The 22,381-nt window shown below is 72.1% G+C and carries 20 protein-coding genes; 10 read left to right on the top strand and 10 right to left on the bottom strand.

What is annotated here, in order from left to right; translation table 11 throughout:
• Positions 1 to 181 precede the first annotated feature (181 nt).
• Both ACIBI4_RS01730 and ACIBI4_RS01725 read right to left on the bottom strand, forming a co-directional pair.
• Complete coding sequence (locus ACIBI4_RS01730; RefSeq protein ID WP_399201521.1) at positions 182 to 3,115, bottom strand: FAD-binding and (Fe-S)-binding domain-containing protein; 2,934 nt, start codon at positions 3,113 to 3,115, stop codon at positions 182 to 184.
• Between the two features lie 64 nt (positions 3,116 to 3,179).
• A complete protein-coding gene (locus tag ACIBI4_RS01725; RefSeq protein WP_399201520.1) occupies positions 3,180 to 3,662 on the bottom strand; it encodes a MarR family winged helix-turn-helix transcriptional regulator in 483 nt (160 codons plus the stop codon).
• A 95-nt stretch (positions 3,663 to 3,757) separates the two neighbouring features.
• On the opposite strand from ACIBI4_RS01725, the gene ACIBI4_RS01720 reads away from it, so the two are divergent.
• Both ACIBI4_RS01720 and mltG read left to right on the top strand, forming a co-directional pair.
• Positions 3,758 to 5,617, top strand: coding sequence for an ABC transporter ATP-binding protein (locus ACIBI4_RS01720; protein ID WP_399201519.1), 1,860 nt, complete (start codon positions 3,758 to 3,760; stop codon positions 5,615 to 5,617).
• Between the two features lie 71 nt (positions 5,618 to 5,688).
• Positions 5,689 to 6,552 (top strand): endolytic transglycosylase MltG, encoded by an 864-nt coding sequence (mltG, locus tag ACIBI4_RS01715; protein ID WP_399201518.1) that lies wholly within the window; start codon positions 5,689 to 5,691, stop codon positions 6,550 to 6,552.
• A 39-nt stretch (positions 6,553 to 6,591) separates the two neighbouring features.
• Here the strand turns inward: mltG and ACIBI4_RS01710 are convergent, their stop codons facing one another.
• A complete protein-coding gene (locus ACIBI4_RS01710) occupies positions 6,592 to 7,683 on the bottom strand; it encodes an NAD(P)-binding domain-containing protein (protein ID WP_399201516.1) in 1,092 nt (363 codons plus the stop codon).
• Positions 7,684 to 7,732: 49 nt separating this feature from the next.
• Complete coding sequence (locus tag ACIBI4_RS01705) at positions 7,733 to 8,155, bottom strand: secondary thiamine-phosphate synthase enzyme YjbQ (RefSeq protein ID WP_399201515.1); 423 nt, start codon at positions 8,153 to 8,155, stop codon at positions 7,733 to 7,735.
• Between the two features lie 111 nt (positions 8,156 to 8,266).
• On the opposite strand from ACIBI4_RS01705, the gene ACIBI4_RS01700 reads away from it, so the two are divergent.
• Genes ACIBI4_RS01700 through ACIBI4_RS01690 form a run of 3 tightly spaced genes read left to right on the top strand, consistent with a single transcriptional unit; the run spans position 8,267 to position 12,183 of the window.
• Positions 8,267 to 9,127: an ABC transporter ATP-binding protein gene (locus ACIBI4_RS01700; protein WP_399201514.1), complete on the top strand. Its 861-nt coding sequence runs from the start codon at positions 8,267 to 8,269 to the stop codon at positions 9,125 to 9,127.
• Complete coding sequence (locus ACIBI4_RS01695; protein ID WP_399201513.1) at positions 9,124 to 10,110, top strand: ABC transporter substrate-binding protein; 987 nt, start codon at positions 9,124 to 9,126, stop codon at positions 10,108 to 10,110. Before ACIBI4_RS01700 ends, ACIBI4_RS01695 begins: the two co-directional genes overlap by 4 nt.
• 3 nt (positions 10,111 to 10,113) lie before the next feature.
• Positions 10,114 to 12,183: an iron ABC transporter permease gene (locus ACIBI4_RS01690; protein ID WP_399201512.1), complete on the top strand. Its 2,070-nt coding sequence runs from the start codon at positions 10,114 to 10,116 to the stop codon at positions 12,181 to 12,183.
• Between the two features lie 21 nt (positions 12,184 to 12,204).
• On the opposite strand, the gene ACIBI4_RS01685 is transcribed toward ACIBI4_RS01690, so the two are convergent.
• Positions 12,205 to 12,660 carry a MerR family transcriptional regulator gene (locus tag ACIBI4_RS01685; RefSeq protein WP_399201511.1) on the bottom strand — a complete coding sequence of 152 codons (456 nt, stop codon included), beginning with the start codon at positions 12,658 to 12,660 and terminating at the stop codon, positions 12,205 to 12,207.
• A gap of 28 nt (positions 12,661 to 12,688) precedes the next feature.
• Here ACIBI4_RS01685 and ACIBI4_RS01680 point away from each other — a divergent pair, with 28 nt between their 5' ends.
• The gene (locus ACIBI4_RS01680) at positions 12,689 to 13,459 is read left to right on the top strand and encodes a methyltransferase domain-containing protein (RefSeq protein WP_399201510.1); all 771 of its coding nucleotides are present in this window, start codon (positions 12,689 to 12,691) and stop codon (positions 13,457 to 13,459) included.
• Between the two features lie 4 nt (positions 13,460 to 13,463).
• Here ACIBI4_RS01680 and ACIBI4_RS01675 read toward each other — a convergent pair whose 3' ends face one another.
• Both ACIBI4_RS01675 and ACIBI4_RS01670 read right to left on the bottom strand, forming a co-directional pair.
• On the bottom strand, positions 13,464 to 14,174 hold the full coding sequence (locus ACIBI4_RS01675; protein ID WP_399201509.1) for an HAD family hydrolase: 711 nt from the start codon (positions 14,172 to 14,174) through the stop codon (positions 13,464 to 13,466).
• Positions 14,175 to 14,211: 37 nt separating this feature from the next.
• A complete protein-coding gene (locus tag ACIBI4_RS01670; RefSeq protein WP_399201508.1) occupies positions 14,212 to 14,682 on the bottom strand; it encodes an Lrp/AsnC family transcriptional regulator in 471 nt (156 codons plus the stop codon).
• Between the two features lie 175 nt (positions 14,683 to 14,857).
• Here ACIBI4_RS01670 and ACIBI4_RS01665 point away from each other — a divergent pair, with 175 nt between their 5' ends.
• The 4 genes from ACIBI4_RS01665 (at position 14,858) to ACIBI4_RS01650 (ending at position 19,435) form a co-directional block, all read left to right on the top strand.
• Entirely contained in the window at positions 14,858 to 16,354 is a 1,497-nt protein-coding gene (locus ACIBI4_RS01665) for an FUSC family protein (protein ID WP_399201507.1), read from the top strand.
• Positions 16,355 to 16,437: 83 nt separating this feature from the next.
• Positions 16,438 to 16,770, top strand: coding sequence for a hypothetical protein (locus ACIBI4_RS01660; RefSeq protein ID WP_399201506.1), 333 nt, complete (start codon positions 16,438 to 16,440; stop codon positions 16,768 to 16,770).
• A 257-nt stretch (positions 16,771 to 17,027) separates the two neighbouring features.
• Positions 17,028 to 18,371: a nitric oxide synthase oxygenase gene (locus tag ACIBI4_RS01655; RefSeq protein ID WP_399201505.1), complete on the top strand. Its 1,344-nt coding sequence runs from the start codon at positions 17,028 to 17,030 to the stop codon at positions 18,369 to 18,371.
• 59 nt (positions 18,372 to 18,430) lie between these two features.
• Positions 18,431 to 19,435 carry a lactonase family protein gene (locus ACIBI4_RS01650; RefSeq protein WP_399201504.1) on the top strand — a complete coding sequence of 335 codons (1,005 nt, stop codon included), beginning with the start codon at positions 18,431 to 18,433 and terminating at the stop codon, positions 19,433 to 19,435.
• Positions 19,436 to 19,536: 101 nt separating this feature from the next.
• On the opposite strand, the gene ACIBI4_RS01645 is transcribed toward ACIBI4_RS01650, so the two are convergent.
• The 3 genes from ACIBI4_RS01645 to ACIBI4_RS01635 form a co-directional block, all read right to left on the bottom strand.
• Complete coding sequence (locus tag ACIBI4_RS01645; RefSeq protein WP_399201503.1) at positions 19,537 to 20,460, bottom strand: sirohydrochlorin chelatase; 924 nt, start codon at positions 20,458 to 20,460, stop codon at positions 19,537 to 19,539.
• 158 nt (positions 20,461 to 20,618) lie between these two features.
• Positions 20,619 to 21,656, bottom strand: a complete 1,038-nt coding sequence (locus ACIBI4_RS01640) for an N-acetylglucosamine kinase (RefSeq protein ID WP_399201502.1) — start codon at positions 21,654 to 21,656, stop codon at positions 20,619 to 20,621.
• Positions 21,653 to 22,330 (bottom strand): uracil-DNA glycosylase, encoded by a 678-nt coding sequence (locus ACIBI4_RS01635; protein ID WP_399201501.1) that lies wholly within the window; start codon positions 22,328 to 22,330, stop codon positions 21,653 to 21,655. Before ACIBI4_RS01635 ends, ACIBI4_RS01640 begins: the two co-directional genes overlap by 4 nt.
• Between the last annotated feature and the right edge of the window lie 51 nt (positions 22,331 to 22,381).

The raw sequence follows: 22,381 nt of genomic DNA, 5'->3' as shown, positions 1-22,381 counted from the left end.
GTCAAGTAATGTCTGTTCCCTTACGCTGCACGATCAGACGGCCAGAAGGTGCGATCACGTCCGTTTGAGCAGGGGAGTCGGTCGCGCCGTGCAGATCCGAGCACGCGCGTGCTCGCTGCGGCACAGCAGACCGCCCCGGTCCCTTGGTGCGGGGCCGGGGCGGTCGAAGGGCCGCTGTGAATCAGCCAGTTGGCCGGGTGGCGCGTTCCAGTTCCATGAGGACCGAGTAGTACGAGCGTCCGGTGGCGTGGTCCATGCCGACCTCGCACATCCGGTTGGCCGACAGATGAGCGTCGAAGGCGCGCGAGGTCACCATGGCAGCCTCGCGTGCGGTGGCCGACTCGGTGAGCTCCTTGTGCAGCATGCCGCGGTCTCCGGCGAAGGCGCAGCACCCCGCGTCGTCCGGCACGACGACCTCCTCGGCGCAGGCCTCCGCCACGGTCCGCAGCATCCCGTCGTCGCCCAAGTGCCGCATGGAACACGTGGGATGGACGACCGCGGAGCCGATCTTGCGGTGCACGGTGAGGTGCGGCAGCAGCTCGTCGGCCGCCCATACCAGCGAGTCCACGATGGACAGCTCGGCGTGCAACTCCCGGTTGGTATCCGTGAGATAGGGCACGACCTCGTGCGCGATGCCGAGGGTGCAGGAGGACGCGTCGACGACGAGCGGCAGCTTCCCGCCGGCCGTCCAGCCCCAGGCCGCTTCGACGATCCGGTTGGCCATCACCGCGTTGCCGTCGTCGTAGCCCTTGGAGTGCCAGATGGTCGCACAGCAGGTTCCGGCCACATCCGGCGGAATCCACACCGGCTTTCCGGCGCGCGCCGACACGGCGACGACGGACTGTGCGAGCGAGGGACCGCGGCGGCCCTCGGGCCCGCCGAAGATCCGGTTCACACAGGCCGGGTAGTAGACGGCGCTCGCTCCGCTGCGGGACGTCGACGGAAGTCTGCGGGCGGCGGCACCCGGGACCTCCGGCAGCCACTCGGGGACGAGATCCGGCCGAACGGCCTTGCGCGCGGCACGTGTGACGGCGGTGAGCAGCCGGTCGCTGATCTTGTCGGCGGCGGCCACCGCGAGTCGCGCCGAGGTCTCGACGACCTTGAAGTTCTTGGCGGCGAGCGCGGCGACCCGCTCCTCGCGCGGCGAGTGCCGCTCGTGCCGGAAGGCCTTCATCATCATGCCGGTGTCGATGCCGACGGGGCAGGCCAGCTTGCAGGTCGAGTCACCGGCGCAGGTGTCCACGGCGTCGTATCCGTACGCCTCGACGAGACCTTCCTCGACGGGGGAGCCGGGCGACTGGCGCATCATCTCGCGGCGCAGCACGATGCGTTGGCGTGGTGTGGTGGTCAAGTCGTGGCTGGGGCAGGTCGGTTCGCAGAAGCCGCACTCGATGCACGGGTCCGCGATCTCCTCGACCTTCGGGATCGTCTTGAGGCCGCGCAGATGGGCCTTGGGGTCGCGGTCGAGGACGATGCGCGGGGCGAGCACGCCGTCCGGGTCGATGACCTGCTTGGTGCGCCACATCAGCGCGGTGGCCCGCTCGCCCCACTCCAGCTCCAGGAACGGGGCGATGTTGCGGCCTGTGGCGTGCTCGGCCTTGAGCGAGCCGTCGAAGCGTTCGACGGTCAGCCGGCAGAAGTCGTCCATGAACGCCGCGTACCGCTCGACGTCCGCGGGCTTCGCCGCGTCGAAGGCGAGCAGGAAGTGCAGATTGCCGTGCGCCGCGTGCCCGGCGACCGCCGCGTCGAAGCCGTGCCGTGTCTGGAGGTCGAGCAGGGCCGAGCAGGCGTCGGCCAGCTGGGACGGCGGCACCGCGAAGTCCTCGGTGATCAGCGTCGTACCGGACGGCCGTGAGCCGCCCACGGCGGTCACGAACGCCTTGCGCGCCTTCCAGTACCCCGCGATGGTGCCCGCGTCCCGCGTGAACGCGTTGGTCACCGAGGCCACCGGCTTGACCAGTTCGAGCCGTTCCAGCACCAGGGCCGCGGCCTTCTCGAACTCGGCGAGGCGGTCCTCGTCGGGCGCCCGGAACTCCACGAGCAGCGCCGTGGTCTCCTTCGGCAGCTCCGCCCAGTCCTGCGGTACGCCCTGCACGCTCACCGAGGCCCGCAGCGTGTTGCCGTCCATGAGCTCGACGGCGAGCGCCCCCGCCTCGTTGAAGAGCGGCACCGCGGCCGCCGCGTCGCGCAGCGAAGGGAAGAACAACAGCGCCGAGGAGACCTGACGGTCCAGGGGCAGCGTGTCGAAGACGGTCTCGGCGATGAACCCGAACGTGCCCTCGGAGCCCACCATCAGACCGCGCAGGATCTCCACCGGCGTCGCACCGTCGAGGAAGGCGTCGAGCCGGTAGCCGTTGGTGTTCTTGATCTCGTACTTGGCTCGGATCCGCCGTACGAGCTCCGGGTCCGCCTCGATCTCCCGCTTGATCTCCAAGAGGCCCTCGCAGAGCGCCGGTTCGGCGTGCGCGAGCCGGTCGTCGGCATCGGCCTCGGCGGTGTCCACGACCGTGCCGGACGGCAGGACGAAAGTGAGCGAGGCGAGTGTGCGGTACGAGTTGCGCGTGGTCCCGGCCGTCATGCCCGACGCGTTGTTGGCGACGACGCCGCCGAGCGTGCACGCGATGGCGCTCGCCGGGTCGGGCCCGAGCACCCGCCCGTGCCGTGCGAGCGTCACGTTGGCGCGCATGACCGTGGTGCCCGGCCGGATCCGTGCCCGCGCCCCGTCGTCGAGCACCTCGATCCCGGCCCAGTGCTTGCGCACGTCGACCAGGATGTCCTCGCCCTGCGCCTGCCCGTTCAGCGAGGTGCCCGCCGCGCGGAACACCACCTGCCGGCCCTTGCCGTGGGCGTACGAGAGCACCGCCGACACATCGTCGATGTCCTCGGCGACCACCACGACCTGCGGCACGAACCGGTAGGGGCTCGCGTCGGAGGCGTAGCGCACCAGGTCGGAGATGTTCCACAGCACCTTGTCGGCGCCGAGCAGCGCGGTCAGCTCGGCGCGCAGCGGTTCGGGTGTGCCGCCCGCCTGCCCGTCCTGCACCCGGTCGGGTGAGGGTCCGCCCCGGGCCAGGCGCGGGCGCAGGGCGTCGGGGTTGGGCTCCAGCAGGGGCATGGCGCGCTCCTCGGCGTCGGTCGGCTGACTCGCGTACGGCCGCGTCCGGCGCACCGGCGCGCGGTCAGTGCCGCCCGGGCTCGTCCACCAGGGCGGAGAGGAGACCACCGAACACCTCGCGCTGCTCGGCGGTCAATGGAGCCAGGATGTCCTGTGCCGCCCGGCGGCGCGCGTCGCGCAGCGTGCGCAGCGCCGCCCGGCCGCTGTCGGTGAGCTCGATCCGGATCACCCGGCGGTTGTCCGGATCGGGTGCGCGCCGGACGCAGCCGCTGCCTTCGAGGCCGTCGACCAGCGTGGTCACCGCCCGCGGCACGACCTCCATACGGGCCGCGAGGTCGGCCATCCGCGGTGGCTCGTCGTAGTGCGCGAGGGCGCGCAGGAGGCGGGACTGGGCCGGGGTGATCCCGAGGCCCGACTCCTGGAGGAGCTGTTTGTTGATGCGGTGCATCCGCCGGGTGAGCCGGAGGAGCTGTTCGGCGAGGAGTCCGTCGCGGTCGGCCGCGGAGACGGTCGGGCCGTCGTCGCGGTCCATGGCCTGGTGGGTCATGCCGCGAGCGTATCAGGACACCGCTCATTGTGAATATAGGTAACAATGAGCTATGCTCCTCGGGTGATGTCCTTACCCCCGCCCTTAGGAGGCCTATGAAGCCCGGCCACACCGACCTCGAACGGACCTGGTCCGCCCCGCCCCGCGATCCGGACAAGCCGCGTGAGCTGCGCCGTATCGCCCGTCTCTTCCGGCCCTACCGGGGACGGCTCGCCGTCGTCGCCGTGCTCGTGGCCGCCTCGTCGCTGGTCTCCGTCGCGACACCGTTCCTGCTCAAGGAAGTCCTCGACACCGCGATCCCCCAGGGCCGCACCGGGCTGCTCAGCCTGCTCGCCCTCGGCATGATCCTCGCGGCCGTCGTCAGCGGCGTCTTCGGCGTCCTGCAGACCCTGATCTCCACCACCGTCGGCCAGCGCGTCATGCACGACCTGCGCACCGCCGTCTACGGCAGGCTGCAGCAGATGTCCCTGGCCTTCTTCACGCGGACCCGCACCGGCGAGGTGCAGTCGCGCATCGCCAACGACATCGGCGGGATGCAGGCCACGGTCACCTCGACCGCCACGTCCCTCGTGCAGAACTTCACCAGCGTCGTCGCCACCGTCGTCGCCATGCTCGCCCTCGACTGGCGGCTCACCCTCGTCTCCCTGCTCCTGCTGCCCGTCTTCGTGATGATCAGCCGCAAGGTCGGCAACGAGCGCAAGAAGATCACCACCAAGCGCCAGAAGCAGATGGCCGCCATGGCCGCGACCGTCACCGAGTCGCTCTCCGTCAGCGGCATCCTGCTCGGCCGCACCATGGGCCGCTCCGACTCCCTCACGCAGAGCTTCTCGGACGAGTCCGAGAAGCTGATCGACCTCGAAGTGCGCGCCAGCATGGCGGGCCGCTGGCGGATGTCGACGATCGGCATCGTCATGGCCGCCCTGCCCGCACTGCTCTACTGGGCCGCGGGCCTCGCCCAGCACGTCGGCGGTCCGGCCGTCTCGATCGGTACCCTCGTCGCCTTCGTGACGCTGCAGCAGGGCCTGTTCCGCCCGACGGTCAGCCTCCTGTCGACCGGCGTGCAGATCCAGACCTCCCTCGCGCTGTTCCAGCGGATCTTCGAGTACCTCGACCTGTCCGTCGACATCCAGGAGCCCGCCGAGCCCGTCCGCCTGGGCCGGGTCAAGGGCGAAGTCCGGTTCGAGAACGTCGAGTTCCGCTACGACGCCGAGTCCGGGCCGATCCTCGACGGCATCGACGTGACCGTCCCCGCGGGCGCCTCGCTCGCCGTCGTCGGCCCCACCGGCTCCGGCAAGTCCACGCTCAGCTCGCTCGTGCCACGGCTGTACGACGTCACCGGCGGCCGGGTCACCATCGACGGCGTGGACGTGCGCGACCTCGCCTTCGACACCCTCGCCGACACGGTCGGTGTCGTCTCCCAAGAGACGTACCTCTTCCACGCCTCCGTCGCCGACAACCTGCGCTTCGCCAAGCCCGACGCCACCGACGAGGAGCTGTACGAGGCGGCCGCCGCGGCCCAGATCCATGAGCACATCGCGTCGCTGCCCGACGGCTACGACACCGTCGTCGGCGAGCGCGGCCACCGGTTCTCCGGCGGCGAGAAGCAGCGCCTGGCCATCGCGCGCACCATCCTGCGCGACCCGCCGGTCCTGATCCTCGACGAGGCCACCAGCGCGCTCGACACCCGCACCGAACACGCGGTGCAACAGGCCATCGACGCGCTCTCCGCGAACCGCACCACGATCACCATCGCCCACCGTCTGTCCACCGTGCGCGGCGCCGACGAGATCGTCGTCCTCGACGGCGGCCGGGTCGCCGAACGCGGCACGCACACCGCACTCCTGGAGCGGAACGGACGCTACGCCGCACTGGTCCGCCGCGACGCACGGGATGCTCCGACCACGGCGGCGCCGGACGACGCCGGGACCGGCAAGCGCCTCGCGCCGGTGGCGTAACCGGTGGCGTAAGAGGTACGGCACCGCGCTGAATGTCGGATTTATCCCCCAGTCGGGGTTAGCGTGCCCGCATGCGCAACGAACGCCACGGCAGGATCCGTCTCACCCGCAGAGGCAAGGCCGCACTCGCCGTGACCGCGGCCCTGCTCGCCGGCGCCGCGGCCGGTGTCCCCGCCCTGCTGGCCCGGCAGGCGTCCGAACCGGCCCGGGCCGCGACCCTCCTGGTGCCCGAGGGCTGGCGGACCGCCCAGGTGTACGACGCGATCGACAAGGCGCTGGAGGCCGCGCCCGGCACGGCCAAGAAGTCCGCGCACACCATCGGACTCAAGCTCCCCGGCGAGGCGGCAGGCAACCCGGAGGGCTACCTCTTCCCCGCCACGTATCCGCTCGGCAAGGACGCGACCCCGGCCTCCGTCCTCGCGTACATGGTCGACACGGCGAACCAGCGTTTCGGCGTCAAGAAGGTCAAGAGCGCCGCCGAGAACCATGCCGTCTCCGTCTACCAGGCGGTCACGATCGCGAGCATCGCGCAGGCCGAGGCGGAGACACCGAAGGACATGGGCAAGGTGGCCCGGGTCGTCTACAACCGGATGAACCTCGGGATGCCGCTGCAGATGGACTCGACCATCAACTACGCCCTGAACCGCTCGACGGTGGACACCTCCAACTCCGACACCCGCATCTCCAGTCCGTACAACACGTACGCGAAAACGGGTCTGCCGCCGACCCCCATCGCCAACCCGGGCGATGACGCGCTCGCGGCGGCGCTCGACCCGCCGCAGGGGGACTGGTTGTACTTCGTCACGGTGAAGCCGGGCGACACGCGCTTCACGGCGGAATACAGCGAACACCAGCGCAATGTCGCGGAGTTCAACGAGCTGCGGAAGGCGCAGAAGCAAGGCCAGGCGAAAAACGGTTCGGTGAACACGAGTTGAGGCGGCGGCTCAGGAGACGGCCACTCTGGATGCGACCGCTCAGGAGACGGACACCGTCGCCGGCTGCCGCGCAAGCAGCCGCCGGATCTCCGTGACCGCCGCACGTCCTGCACGGTTCGCGCCGATCGTGCTCGCCGAAGGCCCGTAGCCCACCAGGTGGATCCGTGGGTCGCGGGCCACACGCGTGCCGTCGAGACGGATGCCGCCGCCGGTCTCGCGCAGCCGCAGCGGTGCGAGATGGTCGATGACCGGGCGGAAGCCGGTCGCCCACAGGATCACGTCGGCCTCGACGGTACGGCCGTCCGCCCAGGCCACCCCGTCCGGGGTGATCCGGTCGAACATCGGCTGCCGGTCGAGCACGCCGTCCGCGATGCCCTGCCGGATCGCGTCGTTGAGCGGCAGCCCGGTCACCGAGACGACGCTGCGCGGCGGCAGCCCCTGGCGCACCCGGTCCTCGACGAGGGCGACGGCGGCCCGCCCCTCCTCCTCGCCGAACGGGCCCTCGCGGAACACCGGTTCACGGCGGGTGACCCACGTGGTCGCGGCCGCGTACGGAGCGATCTCCAGGAGGTGCTGGGTGCCCGAGGCGCCTGCGCCGACGACGATGACGTGCTGTCCGGCGAACTCCTGCGGCCCCGCGTACTGCGCGGTGTGCAACTGCCGCCCGCGGAAGGTCTCCTGGCCCGTGTAGCGCGGCCAGAACGGGCGGTCCCAGGTGCCGGTCGCGCTGATCAGCGCGCGCGTGGCGTAGGTGCCCTCGGAGCTCTCGACGAGCAGCCGGCCGTCCTGGCCCTCGCGTACCGCGGTGACGTCCACGGGGCGGTGCACGCGCAGGTCGAAGGCCTCCTCGTACGCGGTGAAGTACTCGCCGATCACCTCGGAGGACGGACGCGTGTCATCGGCGCCGGTCAGCTCCATGCCCGGCAGCGCGTGCATCCCGTGCACGCGGCCGTACGTGAGCGTCGGCCAGCGGAACTGCCAGGCCCCGCCCGGGCGGGGTGCGTGGTCGAGGACGACGAAGTCGCGGTCCGGCTCCAGACCGGTGCGCCGCAGGTGGTAGGCGGCGGACAGTCCGGCCTGTCCGGCACCGATGACGACCACGTCGATCTCTCGCACCCCGAAGTTGTTCATGTTTCCACTAACCAAGGGGGTGCGGTGGTTCTTCCCGGAGGGCGGGCGCTCAGCCGAGAAAACTCAGGCGTACCTGCCGTCGCGGGTTGTCGACGTTCGTGTCCACGAGGCACACGGACTGCCAGGTCCCCAGCTCCAGGCTGCCCTCGATGACCGGCAGCGTCGCGTGCGGCGCCACGAGCCCCGGAAGGACGTGGTCGCGGCCGTGGCCGGGGGAGCCGTGGGCGTGCTGCCAGCGGTCGTCGGCGGGGAGCAGCGTGCGCAGCGCGGCGAGCAGGTCGTCGTCGCTGCCCGCGCCCGTCTCGATGACGGCGATCCCGGCCGTGGCGTGCGGCACGAAGATGTTGAGCAGTCCGTCGCGGCCGGACGCGACCTCTCTGAGGAACGCCTCGCAGTCGCGGGTGAGGTCCACGACCCGCTCCGCGGTGCCGGTGGACAACTGCAGGACGCGGCTCGTGAAGGCATCGGACATGAGCTCCATTGTGCGCGGAGGCTCCCGGGTGTCCATACGGAGACCGCACCGAGGCCATCGCGCCGCGCACCCCCGTATGGCGGAACCCTAAGGTTAGGCTAACCTTCCGGCGTGCGAGTTGTTGAAGAGAGCTCCGCGGCCCGGCGTCCCCGCGGACACGAGCTGTCGGCCACGGGTGTCACCGTGGCCTACGACGGCGTCGATGTCGTCCACGACGCGGCGATGACGCTGCGCCCCGGCGAGGTCACCGTGCTCGTCGGCCCGAACGGCAGCGGCAAGTCGACGCTGCTGCGCACGATCGCGCGGCTGCAGCGACCCCGTACCGCGACCCTCACGCTGGACGCGGACACCGACGGGCTCGCCCTGAGCCCGCGCGAGTTCGCCCGCAGCGTCGCCCTGCTCACGCAGGGGCGGCCCACGCCCAGCGGTCTGACCGTGCGCGACGTCGTCGAGTTCGGCCGCTATCCGTACCGCAGCCGCTGGGGCAAGACCGATCCCGGCGGCAAGGACGCCGTGGACCGCGCGCTCGCCATGACCGACATGGCCGAGCTCGCCGAGCGCGGCGTCGAACACCTCTCCGGCGGTCAGCTGCAGCGGGTCTGGCTCGCCGGCTGTCTCGCCCAGGAGACCGGCGTCCTGCTCCTCGACGAACCCACCAACCACCTCGACCTGCGTTACCAGGTCGAACTCCTCGACCTCATCCGCGACCTGGCGGACGGCCACGGCATCGCCGTCGGCGCCGTCCTGCACGACCTCGACCAGGCCGCGTCGGTCGGCGACCGGATCGTGCTGCTCAGCGCGGGCCGGGTGATCGCCGACGGCGACCCCGAGGACGTCCTGACCGCCGAACGGCTGACCGAGACCTACGGCATCCGTATCGAGGTCGACACCGACCCCCTCACCGGTCTGCTGCGCACCCGCGCGATAGGCCGTCACCACTCGCGAAGCGAAAGGCTCTCCACCCAGTCATGAGGCGCATTCTGCTCGCCGCGGCCGTCACCACGGCAGCGGCTCTCACTCTGTCCGCCTGCGGTACCACCGAGCCCGCCGCGGACAAGAAGGGCGACAAGAAGTCGTCCGAGGCCATCACCCTGACCGACGGCACCGGCGCGAAGGTGAAGCTCGACGGGCCGGCCAAGAAGGTCATCGCCACCGAGTGGAATGTCGTCGAGTCGCTCGTCTCGCTCGGTGTCTCCCCGACGGGTGTCTCCGACATCAAGGGCTACAAGCAGTGGGACCAGGCCGTCCCGCTGACCGGCAGCCCCAAGGACATCGGCACCCGCGGCGAGCCCAGCATGGACTCCGTCGCCGCGCTCTCGCCCGACCTGATCGTCGCCACCACCGACCTGCCCGAGGCTGCCATCAAGCAGCTCAAGGAGGTCGGCACGGTCATCACGATCAAGCCCGCCGACGCCGCGGACCCGGTCGGCCAGATGACGAAGAACCTGGACCTGCTCGCCCAGGCGACCGGCACCACCGACAAGGCCGACGACCTCAAGAAGGACTTCGAGGCGAAGATCGAGGAGGGCAAGAAGGCCCTCGCCGACGCCGACCTCGCCGGTGCGAACGTCGCGTTCGCCGACGGCTACGTCGTCTCCAACCAGGCCTCGATCCGCCCCTTCACCAGCGGTTCGCTGATCGGTGGCGTCAACGAGAAGCTCGGTCTGAAGAACGCCTGGACCGTCAAGGGCGACGAGGCGTACGGCCTCGGCAAGACCGACGTCGAGGGCCTCACCAAGCTGCCCGAGGACGTCCACTTCGCCTACATCGGCAACAAGGACGACAAGTCCTCCACCCCGTTCACCGGCATCCTCGCCAAGGACAAGGTGTGGACCTCGCTGCCCTTCGTGAAGAAGGACAACGTGCACCGTCTCGACGACGGCATCTGGATGTTCGGCGGCCCCGAGTCCATGGGCGCGTACGTCGACGGCCTCGTGAAGGCGCTGACCAAGTAACCGATGGCCGTCACCGCAACCACCCCCGCCACCCGTCCGCAGACGGCTGCACCGTCCCGTTCGGGTGCGGTCGCGGTGACGGCCCTCCTGGTCCTTGTCGTGGCCGCCTTCGCGGTCGTCGACATCACCCAGGGCACCGCCCAGGTGGGCGCCGCCGAAGTCTGGAAGGCGCTCACCGGGCAGGCCGACGCCACGGACGCCTCCGTGGTCATCGCCTCCCGACTGCCCCGTATGGTCGCCGGTCTGCTGGTCGGCGCCGTGCTCGGCATGGCCGGTCACACCCTGCAGGCCGTCAGCCGCAATGTGATCGCCTCGCCCGACACCCTCGCCGTCAACGCCGGTTCGTACTTCGCGCTCGGTATCGCCATGTCGGCGGGCCTGACGCTGCCGATGCTCGCCTCGTCGGGCATCGCCCTCATCGGCGGTCTCGCCGCCGGTGCGATCGTGCTCGCCCTGTCCGGCCTCGGTGCCGGAACGGTGCGGCTCGTGCTCGGCGGAACCGCCCTCACCCTCGGCCTCACCTCCATCACCGAAGGGCTGCAGCTGCTCTTCCCGATGGAGACGGAGGGCCTGCGCGAGTGGAACCAGGGCAGCATCGCGCAGAACGGCTTCGACGGCGTCCTGCAGATGCTTCCGATCGCGCTCGTCGCCCTGGTCGGCCTGCTGCTGCTCGGCCGCCGCGTCGACGCCCTCGCGCTCGGCGACGACGCCGCGAAGGGCGTCGGTGTCCCGGTGCGCTCCACGCGCATCACGGCCGTGGTCCTGGCCGCGCTGCTCTCGACCGCGGCGGTCACCCTCGCGGGTCCCGTCGGCTTCGTCGGACTCTGCGCACCCGCGCTCGTACGGTTCCTCGCGCGCCGCTTCCGTACCTTCAACAAGTCGCGCGCGAGCCTGCCGTTCTCGGCGCTCAGCGGCGCGGCCCTCGTGCTCGGCTCCGATGTGCTGCTGCGCGCGCTCGTCCCCGCCGACACCGCCGTCGCGGTGCCCACCGGCGTGGTCACCAGCCTCATCGGCGCGGTCTGCCTGATCGTGCTCGCCGCCAAGGTCAAGGACGGCGGCGGCTCGGTCGCGGCCGACAAGCTGCGCATCCGCAGCCGGTCCGTGTTCGTCACCACCACCGTGGTCCTCGTGGTCGTCCTGGTCGGTGTGACCCTGGCGTCCGTCCTGCTCGGCGACGCCAAGCTGCTGCTCGGAGACGTCCTCAACTGGGTGCAGGGCAGGGCGGGCCAAACGACGTCGTTCGTCCTTGACACGCGGATGCCGCGCGTCACGGCGGCGCTGCTCGCGGGCGGCGCGCTGGCGCTCGCCGGCACCCTCATCCAGGCCGTGACCCGCAACCCGCTCGCCGAACCCGGCACCCTGGGCGTCTCCAACGGCGCCGCGGTGGGCGCGGTCCTGCTCGTCACCACCGTGCCGCTGGCCAGCGCGTGGAGTGTGGCGGCCGCCGCGCTCGCCGGTGCCGCGGTCACCGCGCTGATCGTCTTCGGGCTCTCGGCCAAGGGCGGCTTCCAGCAGAACCGGGTGGTCCTCGTCGGCTTCGGCATGGCCACCGCCGGCTACGCCCTGACGACCCTGATGATCATCCTCACCGACCCGTTCAACGCGACCAAGGCGCTGACCTGGCTGTCGGGCTCCACCTACGGCCGGACCTTCGTCGACACCCTGCCGCTCGCCGTCGTACTAGCGGTGGGTGTGGCCGTCTCGGTGGCCCGCAGGGCCGAACTGGACCTGGTCTCCCTCGACGAGGACACCCCGCGGCTGCTCGGGCTCAACCTCGGCAAGGGCCGCCTCGGCTTCCTCGTCCTCGCCGTCCTGCTCACGGCGACCGCGGTGGCCGCGGCCGGCACCATCGCCTTCGTCGGCCTGGTCGCCCCGCACGCCGCCCGCGCCCTTGTCGGACGCCAGCACGCCCGCGTGCTGCCGGTCTCGGTGCTGCTCGGCGCGATCCTGGTCTGCACGGCCGACGTCATCGGCCGCACGGTCATCGCACCCGCACAGCTCGGCGCGGGCCTGATGACCGCGGTGATCGGCACGCCGTACTTCCTGTACCTGCTAGTCCGCAGCCGCCGCTAGCGCCCGTCCTGGTGCCGGCCCTCAACTCCGGTGCCGAGCCCCCGGCTCGAACGTGCGGCCCGCCCGGGCGCGCTCGGCCACGACCGACTGGAACGTGGGACACGTGAGCAGATCCTCGTGGTCGCAGTCCAGGCCGCACTCCACCAGGGCGAGCTGAGCCGTCAGGAGCGCGATCTCCTCCTGCAGCGCGGTACGCCGGGCCGCCAGGAGCGCGTGGCGCTCGGCGCCCGCGCGGGCCGTCGTCACGGTGTGGATGTCCGCGAGGGAGAGGCCAGCGTCCTTGGCGCACAGGATCGCTCCCACCCGAAGCAGGTCCTGCTCCCCGTACACCCGACGGCCCGCGGCGTCCCGCCGTGGCGTGAGCAGTCCGACGCTCTCCCAGTGGCGCAGGACGTGGGTGGCGAGGCCGTAGTGCGCGGCGAGGGCGCCGATGCCGAGGGACCGCCGGGTCCGCGGGTGCTCCTGGGTTGACTTCATGTCGACATGAAGTCGCAGTCTGCGGTGCATGTCCACTCACCCGACGGGATCCGGCCAGGACCCGATCGCGCACCTCATCGCCCAGCTCGACGCCCTCGACGCCATGCCGGAGGCGCAGTGGCTGCGCTCCCGTACGTACGAACTCCTCGCCGCCGGGCCGGGCCGCCGCGTCGTCGACGTGGGCTGCGGGCCCGGGCGCGCCGTCGGTGAACTCTCCGGTCTCGGCGCCGAGGCCACGGGCATCGACCTCGACCCGCAGATGCTGCGCGTGGCACGCGAGCGTCATCCGAAGGCCGATCTCCGCGCGGCCGACCTGGCCGAACTCCCCTTCGCCGACGGCACCTTGGACGGCTACCGTGCCGACAAGGTGCTCCACACGGTCGCCGATCCGGGGCACGCGCTGGCCGAGGCGCGCCGTGTGCTCGTGCCCGGCGGCCGCGCCGTGCTGGCCGGCCAGGACTGGGACACGTTCGTCATCGACGCCAAAGACGCGGCCCTGACCCGCACGATCGTGCGGTCCCGTGCCGATCTCGTCACCAGCCCGCGCGCCGCGCGCGGCCACCGCTCGCTGCTGCTCGGGGCGGGCTTCACCGAGGTCGGCGTCGAGGTGCACACGGCCGTGTTCACGGGAGCGGCCGCCCTGCCCATGCTCGCCGTGTTCGCCTCCGCCGCCCGGGACGCGGGCGCGATCACCTCGACGGAGTACGAGGCGTGGCTCGCCGACCAGCGTCAGCGGGCCGGGACCGACCGGCTGTTCGTCGCCGTCCCGCTGTTCGTGGCGGTCGGCACACGGACGTGAGACGTCACGGCGTGGTCGAGAGCAACCACTCGTAGGCTGCCCCCGCCGTGAACTCGCGCTGCCCGCCCCGGAACACCAGCCCGGCGGTGGCGAACTCCGCGTCGTCCGCCGTCGAGGCCACGTACGGAATCGCGATGCAGCGCATCCCGGCCTTGTGTGCCGCGACCGCGCCCGGCGCCGCGTCCTCCATGACCACACAGTCCGCGGGATCGACGCCGAGGCGGCGGGCCGCCTCCAGGAACACGTCCGGCTCGGGCTTGCCGAGCGGCACCTCGTCCGCCGAGACAGCCGTCGTCAGATACGCGTCGAGGCCCGTGCCCGCCAGGATCGCTTCGATCGCGGCGCGCGAGGAACCGGAGGCGACGACCATCGGCACCCCGTCCTCGTGCAGCCGCCGCACGAACGCCACCATCTCGGGGTACGCGTGCGTGGAGCGGCGGGCCAGGCGCAGATAGATCGCGTTCTTGTCGTCGAGGAGTTCGTCGAGCGGATCGGTGATCCCGTACTTGTCCTGCCAGATCTGCAGCGTCTCGGCCGTCGACACCCCGATGTACCGCTCGTGCTCCTGCCACGTCAGCGTCACGCCGTACCGGGCGAGCACCTCGCGCCCGGCTTCGAAGTAGTTGCGTTCGCTGTCGACGAGGGTGCCGTCGAGATCGAAGACGACGGCCGTACGGCCGAGCGGGCTGCTGGTCGGGGGGTGCGAGGTGGTCATGGCTCAAGGATGCCGCTTTTCGGACCCCGACCGGCCCTCACACCCCGCGCCCCACCTTCTCGACCAGCGGCAGCACCCGGTGCGGCACCCGCTCCCGCAGCGCCACCTCCGTCCGCGTGCGGACCACACCGGGCAGCCGGATCAGGAGCTGGATGACGTCCTCCAGATGTGCGTTGTCGCGCGCCGCCACGCGGGTCAGAAGGTCCCCGCCTCCCGTGATCGAGAACGCCTCGATGATCTCCGGGACCTCCGCCAGCGCGTCCCCCACCTCGTCGAGGTGCCCCTGGGTGACCTCCACGTGCACGAACGCGAGCACGGGATGGCCGAGCGCCGCGGGCGAGAGCGTGGGGCCCGAACCCGTGATCACCCCGTTCCGCTCCAGGCGGTCGAGCCGCGCCTGGAGGGTGCCGCGCGCGATGCCCAGGATCCGCGCGTACTCCCGGACGCTGGTGCGTGGTTGTTCAAGGAGCAGACGCAGGATCCTGGCGTCGAGCGCATCCACGGCCATTGGCCCTCCGGTGGTCGTGCGGAACGAACTCCGACTGTACCAATGGCACAGGACTTTCGACCTGAGTTGAGCCACTGGGCCCGTGAATGCTTTCCTTGTCCGGTCGATGGCGCTGCGGGAGCTTCCGCGGCGCCTTTTCCATGTCTGACGGGGGTGACGGAGCACGGTGAAGAGGATGTTCGTCGCACCGGATCCGGGACGGGTACGTCTGCGGGTCTCGTTGCGTGCGGTGCTGGGTGTCTCGCTGGCCGTGGCGGCCGCCGAACTCGCCGGGTTCTCGCTGACGGCCTCGATCACCGGCGGCCTCGCCGCCCTCCTCGCGCTCTTCACGGTCGCCGACCCGACCGTGCGCCGCCAGGCCGTGACGACCGCGCTGCTGCCGGTGGCCGGCTTCCCGGTCCTGGCACTCGCCGCCTCGCTGCACGCCCTGCCGGTCGCCCGCGACGCCGCTTTCGTGGCCGTGGTGTTCGCCGGGGTGTACGCACGCCGCTGGGGTCCGCGCGGGCACGCGCTCGGGATCTTCGCGTTCATGATGTTCTTCGTCACGCAGTTCCTGCACGCGCTGCCGGCCCAACTCCCCGAGCTGTACGCCTCCGTGGCCCTGGCGCTCGCCGCCGCCTCGACGGTCCGCTTCGGTCTGTGGTGCATCGAGCGCCGCACCCCGCCCCCCGCCGCGCCGGCCCCGCTCGACGGGCACGGGCTCGCCCGCCCCACCACCCGTCAGGCCTTCCAGGCCACCGCCGCCTGCACCTTCGCGGTCATCGTCGGCCAGCTCGTCTCGGGCGACCGCTGGTACTGGGCCGTCGGCACTGCCTGGTGGATCTTCGTCAACACCGCCTCGCGCGGCGAAACGCTGGTGCGCGGATTCCGCCGGGTCCTCGGCACGGTCCTCGGTATCCCCGCCGGGCTGCTGATCGCGATTCCGGTCCACGGAAACCTGGCGGTCACGGCGCTCCTGGTCGCGGCGTGCGTCTTCGGGATCTTCTACACGGCCCCGGTGTCGTACTCCTGGATGATGTTCGCCGTCACGCTGATGGTCTCCCTGCTCTACGGGCTGCTCGGCGTGCTGAGCCCCGGCCTGCTGATGCTGCGCCTGGTGGAGACGGGGACCGGGGCGCTGGGGGCCGTCCTCGCGGTGGTCGTCGTGCTGCCCGTCACCACGCATCTGACGACCCATTCCTGGATCCAGCGGGCACTGCGCTCTGTCCACGCGTGCACCGAGCAGGCCGTCGCGCGTCTCGCCGGGACACCGGGCGCCGACCCGACGCCCCACATCGCCGAGCTCGAGCTCCTCCTGGGCCGTGTACGGCTCTCCCTCGCGCCCCTGGTCCACCCCTTGAACCCGCTGCGCGCCCGCAAGGAGCGCGCCCGCCGCGTCCTGGCGCTGCTCGACGACTGCGCCCGCGAGGTCCGCGGACTGGCCTCGGTCGCCGCCGACCCCGACGCCTCGCACGACGCGCGCCTCGCGGCAGCGTGCTGGCGGGTCGAGTCCGCGGTCGAGTTCCTCACCGTGCCCCCGCCCGGCACCCGCACCGCGGTGCCCGCACCCGCACATCGCTCCACCGCTGCGGAGCCCGCGCTCGCCCACATCCGCGACCTGGAACACGCACTCACCGAACTCGTCAGCCCGCTGAGCCGCGCCCCCTACGCGCCGGCGGGCGGCAAGGGCTGACTCATGGGCCGTGGCGCGTGGGCGGCAAGTGCTGAGCTCAATCCGATTCCCGGGACACGGGCGGCGCGGTAGCGTGCGGGGCGATGGGTGAAGATCAGCGCACCGCCGTATGGGGTATCTACCTCGCTCTGCACCACCTGGCCTCCGGGGCGATCCTGGCGATGCCCCTGGACACGATGGTCACGCAGGACCGGATGGTCGCCGGCGACCTCGACCACGCCCTGGGCATCCTGAACCACCTCGGACCCACGGCCGCCGAGATCGCGCCCGAACTCGTCGAGCGGGCCCGCCGGCAGCTGGCCGACTGGGAAACGGCAGGCCCCGACCGGCTGCCCGAGCTGCTCGATCTGCTGCAGGACCTCTCCGAACTGTCCGGAGCGAGCCTGCCTCTGCCATTGCCGCCGGGCCTGGGCTGACGCTCCCAAGGGCGCTCACCGCGCCGGTCGCGCCCCTGCGTGCTGCTCCGCGCTCCCCCTTCGCCGACACCTGACGGAACCGGTGCCACCGCTTGACCTGGCGGCATGTACAACCGGCCCACGGGTGAGGCATGTTCACCGGGCACATACAGGGTGGATCAGGCAGGCCAAGGGGTAGACACCGCGCCATACATAGGGGGCAGCGCACGGGTCGTGCGGGAGCGGCCCGTGTTCCCCGGGAGGCGGGAGCACACACCATGCGGAACTTCCTGCGCCGCGACCCGGCCGGTTTCACCTCACGCGGCCGCCCACCCGACGCGGACACCGCCCCCGCGGGCCCCGGAACCCCCGGCGCTCCCGTCGTCTCCGCCCTCCTGCCCGACGCGCACGCGCTGCCCCGGCACGACGGCCGCTCGGCCCGGCCGCTGCCCTCGGTGTCGCTCAGCAGACCGCCCGGCCACCCCGACGGGCTGCTGTGGCGGCGGGCCGCCGAGTTCACGGCCCTGTTCCACCGCGAGGAGCTGGGCGGAGCCGACCCCGCTCCCCGGCTCGCCGCCATCCGCGCCGAACTCGACGCGAGAGGCACCTACCGGCACACCCGCGAAGAGCTGGTCTTCGGCGCGCGGGTCGCCTGGCGCAACGCCAACCGCTGCATAGGCCGCCTCTACTGGCGCTCCCTGCGTGTCCGCGACCGCCGCCACCTCACTTCCGCCGAGGCCATCGCCGAGGAGTGCGTGACGCATCTGCACGAGGCGGGCAACGGCGGCCGGATCCGCCCGCTGATCACCGTCTTCGCCCCGGAGACCCCCGCCGCGCCGGCGCCGCGCATCTGGAACGAGCAGCTCATCCGGTACGCGGGCTACACCGCCGAGGACGGGTCCGTCGTCGGCGACCCGCGCAACGCGGGCCTCACCGCCGTCGCCCGCGGACTGGGCTGGCCCGGCGGCCCCGGTACCCCCTTCGACGTCCTGCCCCTGGTGATCCAGGAGCCGGGGCGCTGCCCGCAGTGGTACGAGCTGCCGGCCCGGGCCGTCCTCGAAGTCCCGGTCGAGCATCCGGAGTTCGGCTGGTTCCAGCTGCTCGGCCTGCGCTGGCACGCCGTTCCGGCCCTCGCCAACATGTGCCTGGAGATCGGCGGCATCTGCCATCCCGCCGCGCCCTTCAACGGCTGGTACATGGGCACCGAGATCGGCGCCCGCAACTTCGCCGACACCGACCGCTACAACCTGCTCCCTCAGATCGCCGCCCGCCTCGGCCTCGACACGAGCGGCGAGCGCTCGCTGTGGCGCGACCGCGCCCTGGTCGAGCTGAACCGCGCCGTCCTGCACTCCTTCGACCGGGCCGGCGTCACCGTCACCGACCACCACACCGAGTCCCGCCGCTTCCTCGCGCACATCGGCCGCGAGGAGCGCAGCGGCCGTCCGGTCGGCGCGGACTGGGCGTGGATCGTCCCGCCGATCTCGGGTGCGGCGACCCCGGTCTTCCACCGCACATACGACGGGACGGAGCGCCGTCCCGCCTATGTGCACCACCCCGACGCCCAGGCACGGGCCGCGGGTCTTTGCACCTTCAGTCCCACGGATGGGTGCCCTTTGGTCTAGACCGGCTGCTACTGTCGCCCGCAACTCAGGCTCCACACACGGCGGACGGTAGGCGGCACATGGCGGGCGCGCGGGCGTACATCGGTTCCTTCACCTCGGCGGGCGGCCGCGGGGTCACGGTCGCGGACCTCGACCCCGCGACCGGCGCGCTCACCGTGGCCGCGACCACGGACGCGCTCGCCGACCCCTCGTATCTCGCCCTGGCCGACGGCCTGTTGTACGCGGTGTCGGAGACGGACGAGGGCGCGGTCGGGGTGTTCGACGTGAGCGGCGGCGCGGAGCCCCGGCTGACGGGTGCGCCCCGCTCCGTGGACGGTTCCGGGCCGACGCACCTGACGGTGACCGCGGGCCATGTCGTCACCGCCAACTACGGCTCGGGCAGCGTGTCCGCGCTGCCGCTCGACGGGGGCGCCCCGAGCGTCGTACGGCATACGGGATCGGGGCCGGACCAGGACCGTCAGGAAGCCCCGCACGCGCACCAGGTCGTGGCCGATCCGAGCGGCCGATGGCTCCTCACGGTCGACCTCGGCACGGACTCGGTACGCATCTGCACGCTCGACGAGGGCCGGCTCGCGGTGCGCCGCGAGGTGGCACTGCGCGCCGGGAGCGGCCCGCGGCATCTCGCCTTCCACCCGGAGGGCGCGCACGTCTACGTACTCAACGAACTGGACCCGACCCTCACGGTCTGCTCCTGGGACGCGGACCGGGGTGCGCTCGCGCCCCTCGACGAGATCCGGGTCCTGGCCGATGATCCCAAGGGCGACGCGTACCCGTCCGCGCTCGCCGTCGCGCCCGACGGACGCCATCTGTGGACGGCGACGCGCGGTGAGGATGTCGTGTCCGTCTTCACGCTGACGGCCGGGGTCCCGGAGCTCACCGCCGTGGTCGGCTGCGGCGGCCACTGGCCGCGCGACCTGGCCGTACACCCCTCGGGACGCTTTCTGTACGCGGCCAACGAGTGCTCCGGCGACGTGACCTGGTTCCGGGTGGACGAGGCGGGCGTACCGCACCCGGAGGGGTCCGTGGAGGCGCCGGCCGCCTCGTGCGTGATCTTCGGCGGCTGAGCCCACCGGATACACGAACCCGCCGGACAGGACACCGGACACGCGAGAGGCCCGCCCGGGACATCCCTGGCGGGCCTCTCGCAGGACGGGCGGGGTGGGCGTCAGCGCACCGGCGTGCCTGCCTGCTGCGGGGGCGCGATGCCCAGCGCGTTCATGTAGTTCGACAGCGTCAGCTTGCCGATCGCCGGGTACGCGCCGAGCGCCTCGGCGGACGCGCAGCCCGCTTCCTTGGCGGCGGCGTCGAGCAGCCCCTCGGCCGCCTCCGGGCCGATCACGTACGGCGCGAGCGCGAGCTGCACCGAACCCGAGCCGCGCAGCTGCTCGGCGATGGCGGCGACGGAGCCCGGCTCGTCGAGGGCGGCGGCGAGCACCGGCACGGCCAGACGTGCGGCGAGCAGCATGCCCGTGATGCCCGCGGCCTGCACCGCCTCCTCACCGCCGGAGGTGGCGAGGATGATGCCGTCGGCGGCCGTGGCGACCGTGAACAGCCTGGCCCTGTCGGCGCGGGACAGGCCGGCCTCGGAGAGCCGTACGTGCAGGGCCTCGGCGAGCAGCGGGTGCGGGCCGAGCACATCGGTCAGCTCGGCGGGCGCGCTGCTGTCCACGACGGCCTGACGGATCCGGCGCATCAGCGCGTTGTCGGGACCGGCGAGCAGCGGCACGACCACGGCGACCGGACCCTGCGGCTCGGCCGCCTCGACACCGGCGGCCAGCGCCTGCTGGTAGCGGGCGGTGCGCTGCTCGGCGCAGTGCGCGAGCACGGTCTGGAGGGTCGGGTACTCCGCGTTGTCACCGTCCACGTAGCCGATCCGGGCGTCGAGGCCCGGCAGCTCGGAACGGGCGATCGAGATGACCTCTTCGGCGAGGGAGCGCGCCTCGGCGCCGGGCGTGCCCGGAACGGCGAGAACGAGCGCGGGTGCTCCCTCGGGAGCCACCGCGGGTTCCGGGCGGCGGTGCCGGCCGGGCTGGCGGGGTCGCGGCATTCGTACAGGCAGGCCGGATGCGGGCCCAGTGGGGGAGCTCATGCGGCCGCATGCTACTGGCTTGGGGGGTTCTTCTGTTCGGGGAGGGGGCAGGTGCGAGTCATATGTCCGTATTTTTCCTTTCAGTGACAGACGTCGTCACTGTCGGGAACGGCGAGTGAGCGTCCTACGAACGATGTGGACCCTTCCCGCGCGCATCCTCAGCCGGTCGCCTCCGGCAGATGCAGCAGGCGTCCGTCGTCCGGCAGCGCGAGTGCGTCGAGCGCGAGCGCCGACGCGAGCACCACCGCACCGTCGAGCGGATTCCCCTCCGCGGGAACGGCCCGTGCGCGCGGCAACTGCCCGGACAACTCCTCCTTCAGGGGTACGAGGAGGAGGTCCCCGATCCCGAACAGGCCGCCCGTGAGCGCGACTTGGCACTCGGTCTCGGGCGGGCACACCGCCGCCGCGGCCTCCGCGATGTGGAGCGCGGCGGCCCGCAGGATGCCGACGGCCACCGGATCACCGGCCTCGGCGCAGCGGACCACCTCCGGGACGAACGAGGCGAGCACCGCGGGACGGTCGGTGCGCGGGTAGAGCTTGCCGGGCAGCTCGCCGACCGGCCCGTCGAAGAACTCCTCGGCGCCGGACCGCAGCGCGGCCGAGCCGCCGCGGCGCCCGTCGAAGTCACGCAGCGCGGCGTCGAGACCCGCGCGACCGATCCAGGCGCCGCCGCCGCAGTCCCCGAGGAGATGTCCCCAGCCGTCGGCCCGGTGCCAACGCTTGCCCTCGGTGCCCAGCGCGATCATGCCCGTGCCCGCGGCCACCACGGCACCGGGGCGCTGGCCGAGCGCGCCCGCGTAGGCCGTGACGGCGTCGGCCGCCAGCGCCAGCTTCCGTACGCCGAACGCCTCGAAGAGCGACCCGGGCAGCCGGGCCCGCAGATCGTCACCGAGCGTGGCCATGCCCGCCGCGCCGATCGCGACCGCCTCGATGTGCCCGTCGCCGCCGGTCTCGCCCAGGAGCGCGCAGGCCATCGGCACCAGCTGCTCCATGAGGTGCGCGGCGTCGATCCCGTCCGCGCCGGTGCGGACCGGCGTCCGCGACACGGCGGTGTCCGCGCGCGCTTCCTCGGCGGGCAGCGCGTCCGCCGCACTCTCGGTACCCGTAGGAACCGGGGCGAGCGCGACCCGCAGACCGGATCCGCCCGAGTCCACGCCGAGTACCCAACCCGTGCCGTTCTGCGCTGTGTCGGTCACGGCAGCCGCCAGTCCACGGGCTGCGCGCCCTGTTGCGTCAGCAGGTGGTTGACCTGGCTGAACGGCCGCGATCCGAAGAAGCCGCGGTCGGCCGACATGGGGGAGGGATGCGCGGACTCCACAGCGGGCAGCTGCCCGAGCAGCGGCCGCAGATTGCGCGCGTCCCGCCCCCACAGGACCGAGACCAGCGGACGGCCGCGCGCCACGAGAGCGCGGATCGCCTGCTCCGTGACCTCCTCCCAGCCCTTGCCGCGGTGGGCGGCGGGCTTGCGGGGCGCGGTGGTCAGCGCCCTGTTGAGCAGGAGCACACCCTGCCGGGTCCACGGCGTGAGATCGCCGTTGGACGGCTGGGGAAGGCCCAGGTCGGTGTTGAGCTCGCGGTAGATGTTGATCAGGCTGCCGGGCAGCGGCCGCACCTCGGGGGCGACCGAGAACGAGAGCCCGACGGCATGACCCGGGGTCGGATACGGGTCTTGCCCGGCGATCAGCACCTTCACCTCGTCGAACGGCTGCTGGAAAGCCCGCAGGACGTGTGCTCCGGCCGGCAGATAGGTCCGTCCCGCGCCGATCTCGGCACGCAGGAAGTCGCCCATCGCGGCGATCCGTTCGGCCACGGGCTCCAGTGCACTGGCCCAGCCGGGTTCGACGATTTCATTGAGAGGTCGCGCTGCCACAGCCGTCACCCTAGTGGTCCAACCTGCTTGCCGATCACCCGCGGTCGGAAG

Source organism: Streptomyces sp. NPDC050418 (genome assembly GCF_044458745.1).
GTDB lineage: Bacteria > Actinomycetota > Actinomycetes > Streptomycetales > Streptomycetaceae > Streptomyces.
The sequence above is the reverse complement of the archived record's forward strand: the minus strand, read 5'-3'. Positions and strand labels throughout refer to the sequence as shown.

Bases quoted from the DNA above. Each gene is read 5' to 3' on its own strand.
- ACIBI4_RS01730 (WP_399201521.1), bottom strand. From the start codon at position 3,115: ATGCCCCTGCTGGAGCCCAACCCCGACGCCCTGCGCCCGCGCCTGGCC.
- ACIBI4_RS01725 (WP_399201520.1), bottom strand. From the start codon at position 3,662: ATGACCCACCAGGCCATGGACCGCGACGACGGCCCGACCGTCTCCGCG.
- ACIBI4_RS01720 (WP_399201519.1), top strand. From the start codon at position 3,758: ATGAAGCCCGGCCACACCGACCTCGAACGGACCTGGTCCGCCCCGCCC.
- mltG (WP_399201518.1), top strand. From the start codon at position 5,689: ATGCGCAACGAACGCCACGGCAGGATCCGTCTCACCCGCAGAGGCAAG.
- ACIBI4_RS01710 (WP_399201516.1), bottom strand. From the start codon at position 7,683: ATGAACAACTTCGGGGTGCGAGAGATCGACGTGGTCGTCATCGGTGCC.
- ACIBI4_RS01705 (WP_399201515.1), bottom strand. From the start codon at position 8,155: ATGTCCGATGCCTTCACGAGCCGCGTCCTGCAGTTGTCCACCGGCACC.
- ACIBI4_RS01695 (WP_399201513.1), top strand. From the start codon at position 9,124: ATGAGGCGCATTCTGCTCGCCGCGGCCGTCACCACGGCAGCGGCTCTC.
- ACIBI4_RS01690 (WP_399201512.1), top strand. From the start codon at position 10,114: ATGGCCGTCACCGCAACCACCCCCGCCACCCGTCCGCAGACGGCTGCA.
- ACIBI4_RS01685 (WP_399201511.1), bottom strand. From the start codon at position 12,660: ATGAAGTCAACCCAGGAGCACCCGCGGACCCGGCGGTCCCTCGGCATC.
- ACIBI4_RS01680 (WP_399201510.1), top strand. From the start codon at position 12,689: ATGTCCACTCACCCGACGGGATCCGGCCAGGACCCGATCGCGCACCTC.
- ACIBI4_RS01675 (WP_399201509.1), bottom strand. From the start codon at position 14,174: ATGACCACCTCGCACCCCCCGACCAGCAGCCCGCTCGGCCGTACGGCC.
- ACIBI4_RS01670 (WP_399201508.1), bottom strand. From the start codon at position 14,682: ATGGCCGTGGATGCGCTCGACGCCAGGATCCTGCGTCTGCTCCTTGAA.
- ACIBI4_RS01665 (WP_399201507.1), top strand. From the start codon at position 14,858: ATGTTCGTCGCACCGGATCCGGGACGGGTACGTCTGCGGGTCTCGTTG.
- ACIBI4_RS01660 (WP_399201506.1), top strand. From the start codon at position 16,438: ATGGGTGAAGATCAGCGCACCGCCGTATGGGGTATCTACCTCGCTCTG.
- ACIBI4_RS01655 (WP_399201505.1), top strand. From the start codon at position 17,028: ATGCGGAACTTCCTGCGCCGCGACCCGGCCGGTTTCACCTCACGCGGC.
- ACIBI4_RS01650 (WP_399201504.1), top strand. From the start codon at position 18,431: ATGGCGGGCGCGCGGGCGTACATCGGTTCCTTCACCTCGGCGGGCGGC.
- ACIBI4_RS01645 (WP_399201503.1), bottom strand. From the start codon at position 20,460: ATGAGCTCCCCCACTGGGCCCGCATCCGGCCTGCCTGTACGAATGCCG.